This window comes from Pseudoalteromonas sp. QJM3NY_12 (assembly GCF_056173165.1).
Genome location: NZ_CM149661.1, coordinates 1,593,872 through 1,610,102, shown reverse-complemented (window position 1 = coordinate 1,610,102; position 16,231 = coordinate 1,593,872). Strand labels below are relative to the sequence as shown.

Here is a 16,231-nt window from a genome sequence, read left to right as displayed (position 1 = left end):
AACTACCAAGCAGATAAAATTAATGAAGCGAGTGTTTATATCCTAGTAACTATTGATGTAGGCACCGCGTTTAAACCAATAATCTAGGCTTACAAAACGCCCACCTCCGGTAAAGAATAAGCTAAGTAACATGGCAAAATAAATAGCAGAAAATTCGATGCCGTTATTTAGTATTGATGGTTTACCTTTTTCGTATAGGTAATCTTCAAAGCCATATTCTTCAACTAAGCTGCGAATTTTACCTATGCGGACTTGTACTTCTTTTGAATTTTCAAGGCTTTCTTTGGCACCAGGGACTGATAGCCAATCAAGTACTTGGGCGGCACTTGTTTGTGGATTTGTTGGCGCTATAGCAAACCAGCCGTTATGCCAGTGTACTGTTGTTGCTGCTACCACCATTGTAAACATAAGTGGAATACTCACTAATCGCGTAAATAAACCAATAAGTAAAAACCAACCTCCTAAAAACTCACTCCAACCGGCTAAAAAAGCCAGCAAATCAGGAAACGGTAATCCTAATCCCCAGTCACTATTGCCAAACCACTGAACGACATCATCAGAGGCTAAAAACTGGTTAAAAAAACCATTAGTATCGCCACTTATTGCGAGTTTGTTATAGCCTGCAATAATCATTACAGGCGCTAAAATCAAGCGAAAAAGCAAAGCAGGCAAACCATCCAATAAAGATAATTTACCTATAATATTGTCGTAAAGTGTAATTAATTTAATCATGCGCACTCTTGTATGTTCATTGTTTATTAAGTTATAGACTATAAACAAACATGACCGCGCACAGAACTAAATTATTTCGCCCTTAAAGATTAAATTTGCCTTGCTACTTGTAACGCTTCAAATATTGCGCGTTTAGCATCAATAGCAGCAGCCAATTTAGCGCCACCTATAACATGCACGTTGGCGTTCTCTGCTTGTGCCTTAAATAACTCGTCGTTAGACACTTGACCAATACAGGCAATAACCGTATCAACTGGCAGTACTTGAGTTTCACCAGCAACACTAATGGTTAGGCCGTTTTTATCAAAACTATGGTATTGGCAGTCTGCAATTTGTTTAACACCATGCTGTTTGGCAACTTGCCGATGGATCCAACCCGTAGTTTTACCTAAGTCACCACCAAAGCGCCCTGCACTGCGTTTTAGCATATAGAGCTGACGTTCATCTTTATGCGGCTGAGGTTCACACTCTATGCCCCATTGGGTTTTAAAGTCGCTGATGCTTTGTGATTTGTGTTCACTTAAAAATGCCACCATATCAAAACCAATACCGCCTGCGCCTAATATAGCAATAGAATTACCCAGCTCTACTTCACCGCGTATAACTTCATCGTAAGCAAATACACGCTTATCATCGCTGCATTTAATCGTAGCTTCACGTGGTCTTACACCAGTTGCAAATACCACATCATCAAACTCAGCTAGCATACTGTCACTAAATGCTTTACCTAATTCAATGGTTACATTTAGACGCTTAAGTTCATTACTAAAATAAGCTAATGTATGATTGAAGTCTTCTTTACCAGGTATTTGCATCGCTAAATTGAATTGCCCACCCATATGTTGCTTTTGGTCAATCAGGGTTACATTGTGCCCTTTTTGCGCTAAGTAACAGCTAGACGATAAACCTGCAGGCCCTGCGCCAACAACTAATACATTTTTAGCTTTCTCTGCTTTTTCTAACGGGTAATCAAGCTCAAAACCTGCTTGTGGATTTACTAAGCAGGTAGCGCGCTTACCTTTAAATACATGATCTAAACAACCCTGATTACAACCAATACAAATATTAATATGCTCAGATTGCTTAGCCGCGTATTTATTAAAAAACTCAGGATCAGCTAATAATGGACGCGCCATAGAAATTAAATCAGCTTCGCCAGCATTTAAAATATCATTAGCAATCTCTGGGGTATTAATGCGGTTTACCGCAATAACAGGCACGCTAATAACATCTTTTAAACGCTTTGACGCTTCTTTAAATGCACCTGGTGGCACCATACTCGCAATTGTAGGTACGCGCGCTTCATGCCAACCAATTCCGGTATTAAAAATATCAACACCCGCTTTTTCAAGTGCAACAGCTTGTTGAGTTACTTCATCAGGGGTGGAACCATTAGGGATTAGATCTATAACCGAGAGTCTAAAAATAATTAAAAATTTATCCGATACTTTTGCTCTTACCGCTTTTACAATTTCAACGGCTAAACGCATCCTGTTTTCAAGGCTGCCGCCAAATTCGTCGTTTCGTTTATTAGTATGCGGTGCCATAAACTCATTAATCAAATAACCTTCTGAGCCCATTACTTCCACGCCATCGTAACCAGCCTTTTCAGCTAAATAAGCCGATTGAGCAAAATCTTTAATCGTTTTGTTAATTGAACTTAAAGACATTTCCTTTGGTTTATATGGATTAATCGGGGCTTTTATAGCACTTGGTGCCTGATTAAAAGGGTGATACGCATAACGCCCAGCATGTAATAATTGCAAACATATTTTACCACCATGTTGATGAACAGCTTGCGTATATGCACGATGCTTAAATACATCATAATAACTATTAAATGATGAGGAAATAGGCGTTAACTTACCGCGTAAGTTAGGGCTGTAGCCTCCGGTAATAAGCATTGCAGTGCCACCTTTGGCACGTGCTTCATAAAAGGCACGAAGGCGTTTACGATTGTGCCAACCTTCTTCAAGGCCGGTATGCATTGATCCCATTACTAAACGGTTGCGTAGTTGTGTGTGTTTTAGTTCTAGTTTTTGTTCTAACATCCTGTGCCCCAATAACTGGTCTAACCTGTGTGTTTGTCCAATTCTGCTTTAATGACGCAAAATAAGCAATATACGAGCAGCTTAAACTTAAACTTTTTAATTTAAAACGCTCGTTTTATGTATAACTGTTAATTGTAAAATACGGCTAAAAGTGACATAAACATTCGTATAATCATATGTGTAATTGAATTTATAAATGTTTCGTTACGATTTAGCAGTTAAATTAATTTATATTCTAAGCTACTATGGCAATAACGTTTTAGCTGTACGAATTTAAGGAGCTATTTTGATAGCGAAGGTATTTAAAGGTATATGGACAGGGATTAACTTCTCGCGTCGTTTAGTACTAAATTTATTATTTTTATTTTTGGTTATCATTTTCATTGTCTCAGTATCAAGTGACGGCGATAAAATCATTGTCGAAGAGGGTTCTGTCCTCAGGCTCAACCTAAACGGTCCTATTGTGGAAGAAAAAACCTACGTAGACCCTGTAGAAGCGGCCATTAATGATGCAACAGCAAGTGCTGATACCCCTACTGAAATACTACTTGATGATGTCATTGAAGTGATCAATGAGGCGTCACAAGACTCTCGTATCAGCGCAATTTTGCTTGATTTACAAGAAATGCCAAAAGCGCACTTAAATAAGCTTAAGCAAATTACAAAAGCACTTGATGCATTTAAAGCAACTGGAAAAAAAGTAATTGCTTCAGGTTATTACTATACCCAAGCGCAATATTACATTGCCGCGCATGCAGACGAAATTGCGATGCACCCTTATGGTAGTGTGCTTATTGAAGGCTACGGTATGTACCCGCTTTACTTCAAAGATGCATTAGAAAAATTAGAAGTCACTCAGCATATATTTCGTGTAGGTACTTTCAAATCTGCCGTTGAACCGTTTATCAGAAACGATATGTCAGAAGCAGCTAAAGAAGCAAACCGCGTATGGTTAGGTGCTTTATGGAACGAATATAAACAAGATGTAAGTGCGGTGCGTCCATTTGACGAATCAAATTTTGATGAAACAATGGATACTTATTTAGCCAAAATGCAGGCTGCCAATGGTGATGCGGGTAAATACGCGCTGGATAATAAATGGGTTGATTCTCTCAAAACTAATCAACAAATTCGTCAGCAATTAATTGATCTAGTTGGTGCTGAGGAAGATGGTAAAACATTTAAACAAGTGTCTTTTGGTGAATACTTAAGCTTAGTTAAGCCGCCAATTGAGTTTGATAACCCAATGACAGAAAAAGTCGCTGTTGTTGTAGCTAAAGGTACCATCGTAGACGGTGAGCGTCGTGCCGGTGAGATTGGCGGTGATTCAACAGCTGCACTATTACGCAAGGCACGCCTTGACGATAAAGTAAAAGCAGTCGTGTTACGTATTGATTCTGGCGGTGGCAGCATGTTTGCCTCTGAAGTTATTCGTGCTGAAGTATTGGCGCTTAAGGCCGCAGGTAAACCAGTCATTGCTTCAATGAGCTCAGTAGCTGCATCAGGTGGTTATTGGATTGCATCAGCGGCAAATGAAATTTGGGCAGCACCTAGTACGATTACCGGCTCAATCGGTGTATTTGGTACCTTTATGACCTTTGAAGATACCTTAGCTAAAATCGGTGTTTACTCTGATGGTGTAGCGACTACAGAAATGGCCGGTTTTTCAATAACTCGTCCACTAAATGAAAAAATGGCACAAGTGATTCAAATGAGTGTTGAAGAAGCTTATGAACGTTTTTTAAATGTCGTTGCCGATGCACGTAATATGACCCCTGAGCAAGTTGATAAAATTGCCCAAGGTCGCGTTTGGATTGCATCGCAAGCTCAAGAGCTTGGTTTAGTTGACAAGCTGGGTAACAAGCAAGACGCTATCAAAGCGGCTGCAGAGCTTGCTAAACTTAACTTCTATGAAGTTAAAACAATTAAACAATCACTTAGCCCTCAAGAACAAATGCTCCAAGATATTTTTGGTAGCGCCGCGGTTAAATCAGTGCTTGGGCTTGAAACACAAAAATCAGCAGTACTAGCTAGTCAAGCTAACCTGCAAAGCGTGATTAAGCAATTAAGCAGCGAAGTAGAAAACCTGAAAGATTATAACGATCCACAAGGTGTTTACGCGCGCTGTTTAGAATGTACAGTTGCACAATAATGCCCTAACAGGCTGTATTGATTAGCACTTAGCGTTATACTAAGCCCAGTTTTTTTACTGGGCTTTTTTTATGAAACGTAAACGCATTTACATCGCTTATACTGGCGGTACTATAGGAATGAAAAAATCAATCCGCGGCTATATTCCTGCCGAAGGTTTTTTAACCGAAACTGTGGTTAAAAACGCAGAATTTAATCGTGAAGAAATGCCATTATTCGATATTCATGAATACTGCCCACTGATTGACTCTTCAGATATGTCTCCTGCCCACTGGCAACTTATTGCTGATGACATAAAAAGTAAGTACCAAGATTACGACGGCTTTGTAGTGCTGCATGGTACAGATACCATGGCTTATACGGCATCGGCTTTATCGTTTATGTTTGAAAACTTAACAAAGCCTATTATCGTGACCGGCTCACAAATTCCGCTCTCTCAATTACGCTCTGATGGTCAAGTTAACCTACTTAATGCCATGTATTTAGCAGCTAACTACCCGATAGCAGAAGTCAGTTTGTTTTTTAATAATCAATTATTTAGAGGCAACCGTGCAACCAAAGCACATGCCGATGGATTTGATGCATTCGCCTCTCCTAACCTAGAGCCATTAGCGCTGTCTGGCATTAATATTCAACTGATCAAAGGTCAGTTAAGTCCGTATGTAGAAAATGAATTACAAGTTGTGCAGATCACTCCTCAAGCCATTGGTGTATTGTATTTATACCCGGGGATCAGCAAAGAAGTGGTTAAAAGCTTAGTTAATGGCAACATTAAAGCATTGGTACTGCTGAGCTTTGGTGTGGGTAATGCACCGCAAGACCCTGAGTTTTTGGATATACTTGATGAAGCGAGTAAGCGCGGCGTTATTATCACAAACCTCACTCAATGCCTAAAAGGGCAAGTGAATATGGGCGGATATGCCACAGGAAATGCGCTACTCAATATAGGCGTGATCAGTGGTTTTGATATGACCTTAGAAGCCTGTTTAACTAAACTGCATTATCTTTTTAGTCAAAACTTAGAGGTCGAAACGATTCGCCATTTAATGCAAGATAATTTGCGGGGTGAGTTAACTCGTTAGGTGTTCAGCAAAACGAATAACAAAAAAGGACGCTATTTAGCGTCCTTTTTATTTACTTAGATTTTATTAACGAACTTTTGCGTCAATATCAACTAAGTCAGTTAAATGACACGTTTCACCACTGTGAGTCTTAATGCCATGCTCACCAAAGTAATCACGCTGGGCTTGTACTAAATGCCCATTACTTGGTGTTGTTAACGTTGCTAAGTAGGTTTGTGTTGCACTTAGCACAGGGAATGCCAGACCAGTCATGACTGCTTGGCCCGTTACCTTACGCATTGCGAGTGACTCTTTTTCAAGAGTATCAATAAACTCAACACCTTGCGCAACACTGTCTAAGTAATCTGCACGAATAATACACCCTGCACGCCAGGTTTGTAGTGTTTTAGCTAAATCAACTTTCCACTGATGGGTACGTGAAGCACCTTTAATTAGTGCAAGTCCCTGACGATACGCTAGTAAACTTGCAAGAGTAAATGCATCTTTTAGTTCATCTAAATCAACATCAACTTGAGTGGTATTTTGCGCGCTATACGTCATCTCTTGTGCAGCAGTGGTATTGCATGCATTAGTTAAATGGCGTGCTTGAACAGCAGCTACTAATGAAGGTACCGCAATACCCAATTCAAGTGCATTTTGAGCTGTCCATAAGCCAGTGCCCTTTGCGCCAACTTTGTTATCAATTAAGTCAACAAGGGGCACATTTTGCGAATTTTCAAGTGACAAAATATGGCTAGAAATTGACAATAAATAGCTATTTAACTGGCCTTGTGACCATTCATTAAATATCTCAGCAATTTCTTTTGGTGAGCGGTTAGTTCCGTGACGAAGTAGCTGATACACTTCAGCAATAAGTTGCATCAGTGCGTATTCAATTCCATTGTGAACCATTTTTACAAAATGACCGCTGGCTGATTGTCCAACGCGAGCAAAACACGACTCGCCTTTGTAGCTTGCAGCAACTTTTGTAAACCATGGCTCGACACGCTCCCAGCCACCTTCAGAACCACTTGCCATCATAGCTGGCCCATGACGCGCACCCTCAGCACCACCTGAAATACCCATGGTGGCAAACTCAAACTTGTCTTGGTATTTTAGCTTGCGATTAATTCCGTCTTTGTAATTACTGTTACCGCAGTCAACAATAATATCACTACATTGAACACCCGCTTCAATAAGCTCATTGCAAACCGCATCAACCAACTCACCCGCAGGTACAAGTAATAAAATAGAACGCGGTGTTTCTAAACGCCTAACCATATCCCCTAGATCAGAGACAATGTGAAGTTTGTCAGCCATGCCTTGTGACTTAGCACAGCTTAATAACTCTTCACCCGCATTTGGGTTTTTGTCATAAGCGACCAGCGTTATCCCTTTTTCAATCAAGTTCAGGGCAAGATTTTTCCCCATAACGCCTAACCCTACTAATGCAACTTGCATTTAGTGCCCTCCTCGGTAACAACTATTTGGTTAGTAAATTAAAATAATACCGCGTGCATTATACTCAGGCCTAAGCCATGAGCAAAGCTACATGCATTTATTACAGTTAAAATAAACACTGCAATTATATCAAACAACCGCCCTCACAGGGGAAGAAATAGCGCTGCTATTTAAATTTTTAGATCATTGACGCCCTGTGACACCGGTGTCATAATGATGACATATTGATCTTGTATATAATAGTCGCAATGTTATAAAAAATTGCATAAAACTAAAAATTACTATTTAACCTAAACTCTTCTTATGAGATTTATTAAATAGTCACTAAAACAAAATAACCGTCAACTTGCTTAAAATAAGCGCACAGGAGAATTTAATGTTAAGACGTACAAAAATAGTCGCGACACTTGGACCTGCAACAGACAGAGATAATAACTTAGAAAAAATTATTCGCGCAGGCGCTAATGTCGTTCGATTAAACTTCTCACACGGTGTTGCACAAGATCATAAAGACCGTGCACAAGCTGTTAGAGATATAGCCGCTAAACTGGGTAAGCACGTTGCAATTCTTGCTGACCTACAAGGTCCTAAAATCCGTGTTTCAACCTTTAAAGAAGGTAAAGTAACTTTAGCGGTCGGTGCAAAATTCATCCTTGATGCAAAAATGGAAAAAGGTGAAGGCGACATTAACGCCGTTGGTATTGATTACAAAGAGCTACCACAAGATGTGGCTCCTGGTGATTTACTGCTGTTAAACGATGGTTTAATTCAGCTTACTGTTGAGCATGTTGAAGGTCACTTAGTACACACTGTTGTTACTGTGGGTGGCGTGCTATCGAACAATAAAGGGATTAATCGTTTAGGTGGTGGTTTAACTGCACCCGCGTTTACCGACAAAGACAAAGAAGACTTAATCACTGCTGCTGAAATTAATGTTGATTATATTGCCGTTTCTTTCCCGCGAAGTGGCGATGACATGCGTTATGTACGCTCTCTTGCAGAGGCTGCAGGCTCTAATGCACAGCTTTTAGCTAAAATTGAACGTGCTGAAGCAGTAGAAACACAAGAAGCAGTAGATGATATCATTTTAGCGTCTGACGCTGTGATGGTTGCCCGTGGTGATTTAGGTGTTGAAATTGGTGACGCAGCTTTAATGGGCAAACAAAAACTCATTATTCGTCGTGCTCGTTCATTAAACCGTACCGTTGTAACAGCTACGCAAATGATGGAATCGATGATCGATAATCCTATGCCAACACGCGCAGAAGTTATGGATGTTGCCAATGCAGTACTTGATGGCACCGATGCAGTTATGCTTTCTGCTGAAACCGCCGCTGGTGATTACCCAGAAGAAACCGTTGCTACTATGGCGCGTGTTTGTTTAGGCGCTGAGTCGCAAAAAGAGACCCATGTCTCTAAGCATCGTTTAGATAGCCGTTTCTCTTCTAATGCGGAATCAATTGCTCTCTCTGCAATGTATGCAGCTAATCACTTAGACTCTGTTAAAGCGATTATCACCCTGACTGAATCCGGTAGCACAGCAAAACTTATGTCACGTATTAGCTCAGGCTTACCCATTTACTCACTTTCACGTCATGCCAGTACATTAGGACAAACAGCACTATACCGTGGTGTTTACCCAGTGTTTTTTGACTCTACAAAATGTGAAAAAGATAACATGGTTAAAGACGCATTAAGCACGTTAGTGGCTGCAGGCTCACTGCAAGTAGGCGACACCGTGATTATCACCCATGGTGATGCGATGGAAACGATTGGTGCAACCAACACGATGAAGATTGTGACTGTTTCGTAAAAGTTACTACAAAAAAACGCGAGCTATATGCTCGCGTTTTTTATGCTGTTAATTTAACCTGAACTCTGGTTAATTTAGCTTGCCAGCGCTGCTTTTACTTTGTCTCGATAGCTTCGGCTAACTTTGAGCTCTTGACCGTTTTCAAGTACCAATAGGTACTCACCACTTACCTGAGTAACCAGCTTACTAATTTGTTTAGTGTTAACAATTGCGCTGCGATGGACACGTACAAATAAGCTTGGATCTAACTCTTGTTCTAGCTCTTTCATGGTTTTACGTAATATATGCGTTTGCCCATCTTGGCAATGTAAACACATATAATCACCCGCTGCATCTACCCACTGTATGGTAGCAACTGGCACTCTGACAATTTCGCCCTGCTCTTTTACTGCTAATGATTCAGGGTAGCGACGATCAGTTAAGGTATCACCTGTGGCTAATTTCTTTAAAATCTCTTCACAGTTATTACCCGTTATTCCAGCTACAAAGCTAGCTAATTTTTTCTTATGGGCGTTGTCCTGCTGTGTTTTTAAATAGGTATGCACTTTTTCTACCGCCTGTTTTAATCTGTTATCATCAACGGGTTTTAAAATGTAATCTAAAGCATGGATTTCAAATGCTTTAACAGCAAAATGATCAAACGCAGTCACAAACACAATAGCTGGCAAATCTTTACTACTTTCACTCAATGCGCGCGCAACCTCAAATCCGTTCATCCCAGGCATTTGAATATCTAAGAACACGAGGTCAATTTTTTCGTTTTTGCAGCTTTCGATTGCATCAAATCCTGAGCTACATAGTTTGATCACTTCAATATCAGAAAACTCTTCAAGCCTGACGGCTAAACCTTTACGTGCTAATGGTTCATCATCAACAATAAGCGTTTTTATTCTTGTCATTTCTTCACAGCCTTCTCAAACGGGACTCGCAGATTAACTTTTAATCCACTTGGCGTATTATGTGATAATACAAACGAGTAATTATTTTCGTAGAGCGTTTTTAATCTGTCTCGGGTATTTGCCACACCCACGCCTTGTGCATTAACTAACTGGCCATTTACAATTTCAGTGCCTGGACCATTATCGCCCACTTCAAGTAATAATTCATTAGCAAATACTTGTGCTTTTATATCAATCACGCCACCTTCTGCCATGTGGGCAATGGCATACTTAATAGCATTTTCAATGATCGGTTGTAATATTAAGCTAGGTACCAATGCTTGTTGTGCTTGATCACTCACATCAACATTAACTTGTAGCCGTTCATCAAAGCGCACACGTTCAATTTCTAAATAAAGCATTAATGCGTGTAACTCTTGCTCTAGCGGCACTTTTTTAATTGGATCAGTGTTGAGTGTATAACGCAAAAAATCACTCAACTTAGATACCATTAGGTTAGCATCTTTGTTTTCTTTAACCAAAATTAAAGTGGAGATAGCATTAAGGGTATTAAATAAAAAATGCGGGTTTAACTGATATCTGAGCATCTTTAGCTGCGCTTCATGCGCCATTGTAGTTGCTTTTAACGCTTTTTGGCGTTCACTTTGTAATAGTTGATAATACTTAACCCCAAAGTACAAGCCACTCCAACACAAAATAATATAAACGGAGTCTAACCCTTGTTGTAAATAATAAAACCATTCTTCAGGGCGATAACCGTGACGATAAATCTCCCATAAGTTAAACTTTTGAACCACGGCCCAGAGCGTACCAGTTACATACGAGGCACCAAATACAACAATAATTAAGACCCACGGCGAGGCATTCCAAATTTTGCGATATATATAACGTAACGGGACAGTCATTAAACAGCCCGCATAGGCATTGAGTAAAATAACAAATACGTAAATATCACGCATTTCAAATACTTTAGAACCAATGTAATTAACTAACGCATACCCTATCCAGCCAGCGATTTGTAAAAGCCAGAAAAAGCGTTGTCTGTTATCAATTAAAGACTGCCAATTCAAAATTAATTATTACCTTGTAAATTTGGTATTATTATATCGATTTATCAACGGGTATAGCACTACCAACTGTCTTACTTTTTAATAGCCCTATCGCAAACTATAACCCAAGCTTATGCATTTATAGTTAAGCATTTCACTTAAGTTGTACGCATAAAAAAAGCGAAAGGTAGGTACCTTTCGCTTCTCAATGTTTACTTTTTATTTATTAAGCAAGCTTGTCTGAAGCAACTTTATAAGTTGGATCTTCAATAACGTTTACTTCCACTAAGTCACGCGCTTTATGAAGTAGTTCAGTACAATCTTTACTTAAGTGACGTAAATGCAACTTTTTACCGGCTTTATTGTACTTATCAGCTAAGCTGTCAATTGCTTCTATTGCACTGTGGTCCGCAACACGGCTGTATTTAAACTCAACAATAACGTCTTTAGGGTCGTTCTTTACATCAAATAAATCGGCAAAGTTTTTAACTGAACCAAAGAATAAAGGCCCGTGTAACTCGTACACTTTTGAACCTTCTTTATCGATATAGTTCGTTGTGTAGATATGTTTAGCATGCTGCCAAGCAAACACTAATGCAGACACAATAACACCCACACACACAGCAATGGCTAAGTCAGTGATAACCGTCACACCCGATACTAAAACAATTACAAATGCGTCAGATAAAGGCACGCGTTTCATCATTTTAAAACTTGCCCATTCAAATGTTCCAAGTACTACCATAAACATAACACCAACTAATGCCGCTAGTGGGATCATTTCAATTAAGCTTGAGGCAAAGATAATAAACGCAAGTAACATCAGCGCAGCACTAATACCAGATAAACGCGAACGGCCACCTGAATTAATGTTAATCATAGATTGGCCAATCATGGCACAGCCACCCATTGCACCAAAGAAACCACATGTGACGTTTGCCGCACCTTGGCCAATACATTCTTTATTAGAATGGCCACGTGTTTCTGTAATTTCGTCAATCAAGCTTAGCGTTAATAATGACTCAATTAAGCCAATTGCTGCAAGAATAAGCGCATACGGGAAGATAATTTGTAGTGTTTCTAAATTAAAAGGCACCATAGGAATATGGAACTGCGGTAAACCACCTGCAATTGTTGCCGTTTCATTACCTGTCATTCCTTTTAAGAAATCAAGTACTGTACGCGCTTCTAGGTCAAGGCCAATAACTAAGCCAGTAACCGTCACAATGGCAACCAATGACGAAGGGACTGCGGTCGTTAATTTTGGTAAAAAGTGAATAATAGCCATAGTTAGCGCCACTAAACCGAGCATGATGTACATTGCACTGCCCGTCATCCACTCTTGGCCGCCAGCACCATCAGGCACTTTAAACTGCCCAAGCTGAGCTAAAAATATCACAATTGCTAAGCCATTAACAAAACCGAGCATCACCGGATGTGGAACCATACGTATAAATTTACCGAGCTTAAATACTCCGGCCAATATTTGTAATAGCCCCATGAGCAAAACGGTGGCAAATAGATATTCCACTCCGTGATCAAGCACTAAACTTACCATTACAACCGCAAGCGCACCGGTTGCACCCGAAATCATACCCGGACGACCACCAAAAATAGCCGTAATTAAGCCAACAATAAATGCGGCATATAAACCAACAAGGGGTTCTACATTTGCAACAAAGGCAAATGCAACAGCTTCTGGGATCAAGGCAAGTGCCACGGTCAATCCAGAGAGAATATCGTTTTTAGCAGAGCTTGGCGCCCTACTGAGTAAGTTAAACATTGAGTTCCTCAGTTTTATTTAGCTGACAAAAAAAGCGCTGAATTCTATCAAATTAGCGCTCATTTCACAATTATAGTTAATGCAGCCGATTTGTTTATCATCGGCTTATTTTTATTTTACAGTGGTAAGGCTGTACTACGTTTTACACAGGTCATGGTCACGTTAGAATGAACCTCTTGGACGTACTCTAAGCTAAGTAGGTTATCGCGTACAAAGTGTTCATAACCTTCTATGCCTTGAGAAATAATACGTAACATAAAGTCCATAGTACCCGCCATAGTGTAACATTCAGTCACTTCATCATAGCTAAGTATCAGTTTTTCAAACTCGGCTAGATTCTTTTTACCATGGTTTGATAAACGTACATGGGCGTAAACCAACATATCAAAGCCCAGCTTTTTTTCATCAAGCAATGCGACTTTACTTTTGATGTAGCCATCTTGTTCTAATTTGGCAATACGACGCCAACAAGGAGACTGAGATAGGCCTACTTTATCTGCAATTTCAGCGGTTGATAAACTTGCATCTTGTTGTAAAAGTGCCAATATTTGGCGATCTACGTGATTTAGAGACATTTTATTTCTTATTTATCTAATAAATTGGTTAAATTATACAGCCTTTTTAAAAAGCAGTCTGCATATTTTTAACAATTAAACACATCAACCAAATTGACCACTTACAAACGGATTGGTTGCCTTCTCATTGGCGACATCGGTATCTTCACCATGGCCACTTAAAATTGCGGTACTCAGTGGCAACGTCATTATATGGGCCTGTATTGAGCTAATAAGCTGCTTACTGTCTCCTTTTGGAAAATCAGTACGCCCGACTGAGCCTTTAAATATAACATCACCCACAATAACGGTGCTTTGCGTATCTTGATAAAATACAACGTGTCCTGGGGTGTGCCCTGGGCAATGCAGTACTTTAAATACAAGCTGACCAACTTGTATGGTGTCACCATGTGCTAGCCATTCATCTGGGTAAAAAGCACTGATAGGTTTAAATCCAAACATTGTAGCTTGCATTGGTAAGTTATCAAACCAAAAGCGCTCATCCTTATGTGGGCCAATAATCTTTATATTGTATTGCTCACGTAAGCTATGAGCACCACCCACATGGTCTAAGTGTCCATGGGTCAACCAGATGGCTGACAAGCTCAAGTTATGCTGTGTTAGTGTTGTATTAATTTTGTCAACATCACCACCGGGATCTACCACCACAGCTTGCTGGGTTTGTTCGCATACTATAATTCGGCAATTTTGCATAAACTGCGTAACGGGAATTGTGATTATTTTCATCTTATATTTCTTTATTTTTTTGCGCTGGAATAACTATATCTTGTTCATATGACATTAAAATTGGGTATTTTAAATAAGCTTGATCGTAAAACGGGCTATGTTCATAGAGCCAATTTAAGCGCGCCTCAGAATTTGTAGCAAATGCTTTATCTTGCTTCAGTTTTTTATTAAATGCTTTTGCTAATTTAGGATCATCACTGAGCATTTTCTCAGCAAATGGGAGCAATGCGTAATTTTCCATATACTCTGTTCGCTGAAAAATTGTATTAAATTCACCCCATGCAAAAAAAGAGTCAGGAGCTTCTGGATGCAATAAATGTACGGCTAACTCGCCTGCTTTTTGTTGGGTACTGACCTCAAACCAACCATCTAAATCAACATTCGTGGCCGGTTCATAGTTAAAACGTGCCGACACTCTAAATCGTCCTTCAAATGGTGCTTTATCAAAGCTATATTGCGCCACTTTTGCCATTTTCAACGGCTGAGTATTGGCGCCACTGAGTTTATTAATTGATACCCCATGTAAAGCAAGCTTTTCGATAATATCGGTATACACTGGCGGGATAAAAAACGATTTAGGGACTTCAACCGTGTGCTGTACTTCTTTTTGCCAAAAAATAGGCAGCTTGTCATAATCTTGCTTTTTACCTAAATAACTTACTTCTTGCTGATTTGATAAAGCATTCATATTCTTAGAATAAGCAATGCCTTTAAATTTGATATGATCAGCTTGCTCAGCGTAGCTACGTTTAACAATTAATTGCTTAGGCACAAATTGCTGTTCTTTTTTTACCGCATTGGCGAGTTTATCTTTATGGTTTGCTAACGCTTCAATAGCACCATCTATAAATACATAAGTCCCTAGCACGCGTTGCTTATAGGGTTTTAAAGAATGGTTTTCGACTAAAATAGTTGGCAATGACCTTAAATCACCCCAGCCATTAGAAAAACGAGGCGTCGCCACCCAACCTGCTAAACCTGATTTAAATTCTTGTTTATCCATAACAAACACTAAAGGGCCAGGGATATGTCCTTGCTCAGTTAAGGTTTGATCAATAACAGGTTTAAAGTAACGGTTGAGTGCATCCGAAATAGCGGGCGACTCGCTAGCAAATACTGGGTTATAGCCGTAGGTTACATCATATTGGTAATCGGCCCCATCAGTCACATGCACGTCTATATATAAATTTGGATTATAATCATTAATGACTGTAAGTACGCTTTTAACCTCGGGGGTATCTAATTTAGTGAAATCACGATTTAAATTAAGGTTATTGGCGTTTGTTCTAAAACCCATTTTTACTGGGCCGCGCTGATTGATTCGATTAAATGCACTACTGCGTTCATGCCCATCAACATTAAGAATGGGAATAAATAGAATGTTTACCTTTTTTAATATATCGCGACGTTTACCTGTGGCAATATCTCTAAGCAACATAAACATTGCATCTTTACCATCAATCTCACCGGCGTGAATACCAGCCTGAATAAGAACAGTTGGTTTAGTGCTGTTAGCCATTTGCCCAGCATCAAAAAAGCCTTGTTCGCTGGCAATCAACATTTTTATTGCACGTTTACTATTGCTGTAGCCAATCGTTTTTGATTTAAATTGAGTGGGATTAGCTGCTACTAACCTATCAACAAATGCCATGGTATCAGCATAATTTGGAGACGAGACTCCTGCAGAAATTTCAAAGTCTGTGGTTAAAGGTCCTTGTTGCTGCAATAGCGACGTGCTCGCACCTTCCCATGGTAATAATGGCGGTAAATGACTGTTATTCGCCATACTTGCAGATAAAACCAATAAACTTATAAACATATACTTCTCTAGCAAACGCATTAATTAATAAAAATTATAGCAATTAAAGCTTTTTAGATGCCAAAACTGCGGTAGTTCAACAAAAAAATGCAGCCAATTGCAGTTTCCTTT

At 39.6% G+C, this 16,231-nt stretch carries 12 protein-coding genes; 3 read left to right on the top strand and 9 right to left on the bottom strand.

The window, feature by feature from the left end; genetic code table 11:
* Positions 1 to 42 precede the first annotated feature (42 nt).
* Together AC0VZ5_RS07425 and AC0VZ5_RS07420 are read right to left on the bottom strand one after the other, a co-directional pair.
* On the bottom strand, positions 43 to 732 hold the full coding sequence (locus AC0VZ5_RS07425; RefSeq protein WP_010389906.1) for an HvfX family Cu-binding RiPP maturation protein: 690 nt from the start codon (positions 730 to 732) through the stop codon (positions 43 to 45).
* Between the two features lie 89 nt (positions 733 to 821).
* Positions 822 to 2,783, bottom strand: a complete 1,962-nt coding sequence (locus AC0VZ5_RS07420; RefSeq protein WP_475474709.1) for an oxidoreductase — start codon at positions 2,781 to 2,783, stop codon at positions 822 to 824.
* A 286-nt stretch (positions 2,784 to 3,069) separates the two neighbouring features.
* Between AC0VZ5_RS07420 and sppA the strand changes: the two genes are divergently transcribed.
* Together sppA and ansA are read left to right on the top strand one after the other, a co-directional pair.
* A complete protein-coding gene (sppA, locus tag AC0VZ5_RS07415) occupies positions 3,070 to 4,935 on the top strand; it encodes a signal peptide peptidase SppA (protein WP_464708749.1) in 1,866 nt (621 codons plus the stop codon).
* 70 nt (positions 4,936 to 5,005) lie between these two features.
* A complete protein-coding gene (gene ansA, locus AC0VZ5_RS07410) occupies positions 5,006 to 6,016 on the top strand; it encodes an asparaginase (RefSeq protein WP_464708750.1) in 1,011 nt (336 codons plus the stop codon).
* A 66-nt stretch (positions 6,017 to 6,082) separates the two neighbouring features.
* Here ansA and gndA read toward each other — a convergent pair whose 3' ends face one another.
* Positions 6,083 to 7,456, bottom strand: coding sequence for an NADP-dependent phosphogluconate dehydrogenase (gndA, locus tag AC0VZ5_RS07405; RefSeq protein ID WP_464708751.1), 1,374 nt, complete (start codon positions 7,454 to 7,456; stop codon positions 6,083 to 6,085).
* 376 nt (positions 7,457 to 7,832) lie between these two features.
* Here gndA and pyk point away from each other — a divergent pair, with 376 nt between their 5' ends.
* A complete protein-coding gene (gene pyk / locus AC0VZ5_RS07400; protein ID WP_475474708.1) occupies positions 7,833 to 9,269 on the top strand; it encodes a pyruvate kinase in 1,437 nt (478 codons plus the stop codon).
* Between the two features lie 74 nt (positions 9,270 to 9,343).
* Here pyk and AC0VZ5_RS07395 read toward each other — a convergent pair whose 3' ends face one another.
* From AC0VZ5_RS07395 to AC0VZ5_RS07370, 6 genes are all read right to left on the bottom strand, one after another.
* Positions 9,344 to 10,168 carry a LytR/AlgR family response regulator transcription factor gene (locus tag AC0VZ5_RS07395; protein WP_178956023.1) on the bottom strand — a complete coding sequence of 275 codons (825 nt, stop codon included), beginning with the start codon at positions 10,166 to 10,168 and terminating at the stop codon, positions 9,344 to 9,346.
* Positions 10,165 to 11,238 carry a sensor histidine kinase gene (locus AC0VZ5_RS07390; RefSeq protein ID WP_178956022.1) on the bottom strand — a complete coding sequence of 358 codons (1,074 nt, stop codon included), beginning with the start codon at positions 11,236 to 11,238 and terminating at the stop codon, positions 10,165 to 10,167. The genes AC0VZ5_RS07395 and AC0VZ5_RS07390 overlap by 4 nt, the downstream gene beginning before the upstream one ends.
* A 205-nt stretch (positions 11,239 to 11,443) precedes the next feature.
* Positions 11,444 to 13,000 (bottom strand): SulP family inorganic anion transporter, encoded by a 1,557-nt coding sequence (locus AC0VZ5_RS07385; protein ID WP_178956021.1) that lies wholly within the window; start codon positions 12,998 to 13,000, stop codon positions 11,444 to 11,446.
* Positions 13,001 to 13,116: 116 nt separating this feature from the next.
* A complete protein-coding gene (locus tag AC0VZ5_RS07380) occupies positions 13,117 to 13,575 on the bottom strand; it encodes an Lrp/AsnC family transcriptional regulator (RefSeq protein WP_008110469.1) in 459 nt (152 codons plus the stop codon).
* 84 nt (positions 13,576 to 13,659) lie between these two features.
* The gene (locus AC0VZ5_RS07375) at positions 13,660 to 14,301 is read right to left on the bottom strand and encodes an MBL fold metallo-hydrolase (RefSeq protein ID WP_178956020.1); all 642 of its coding nucleotides are present in this window, start codon (positions 14,299 to 14,301) and stop codon (positions 13,660 to 13,662) included.
* A 1-nt stretch (position 14,302) separates the two neighbouring features.
* Positions 14,303 to 16,120, bottom strand: coding sequence for a M14 family metallopeptidase (locus tag AC0VZ5_RS07370; protein ID WP_138608528.1), 1,818 nt, complete (start codon positions 16,118 to 16,120; stop codon positions 14,303 to 14,305).
* Positions 16,121 to 16,231: the final 111 nt, after the last annotated feature.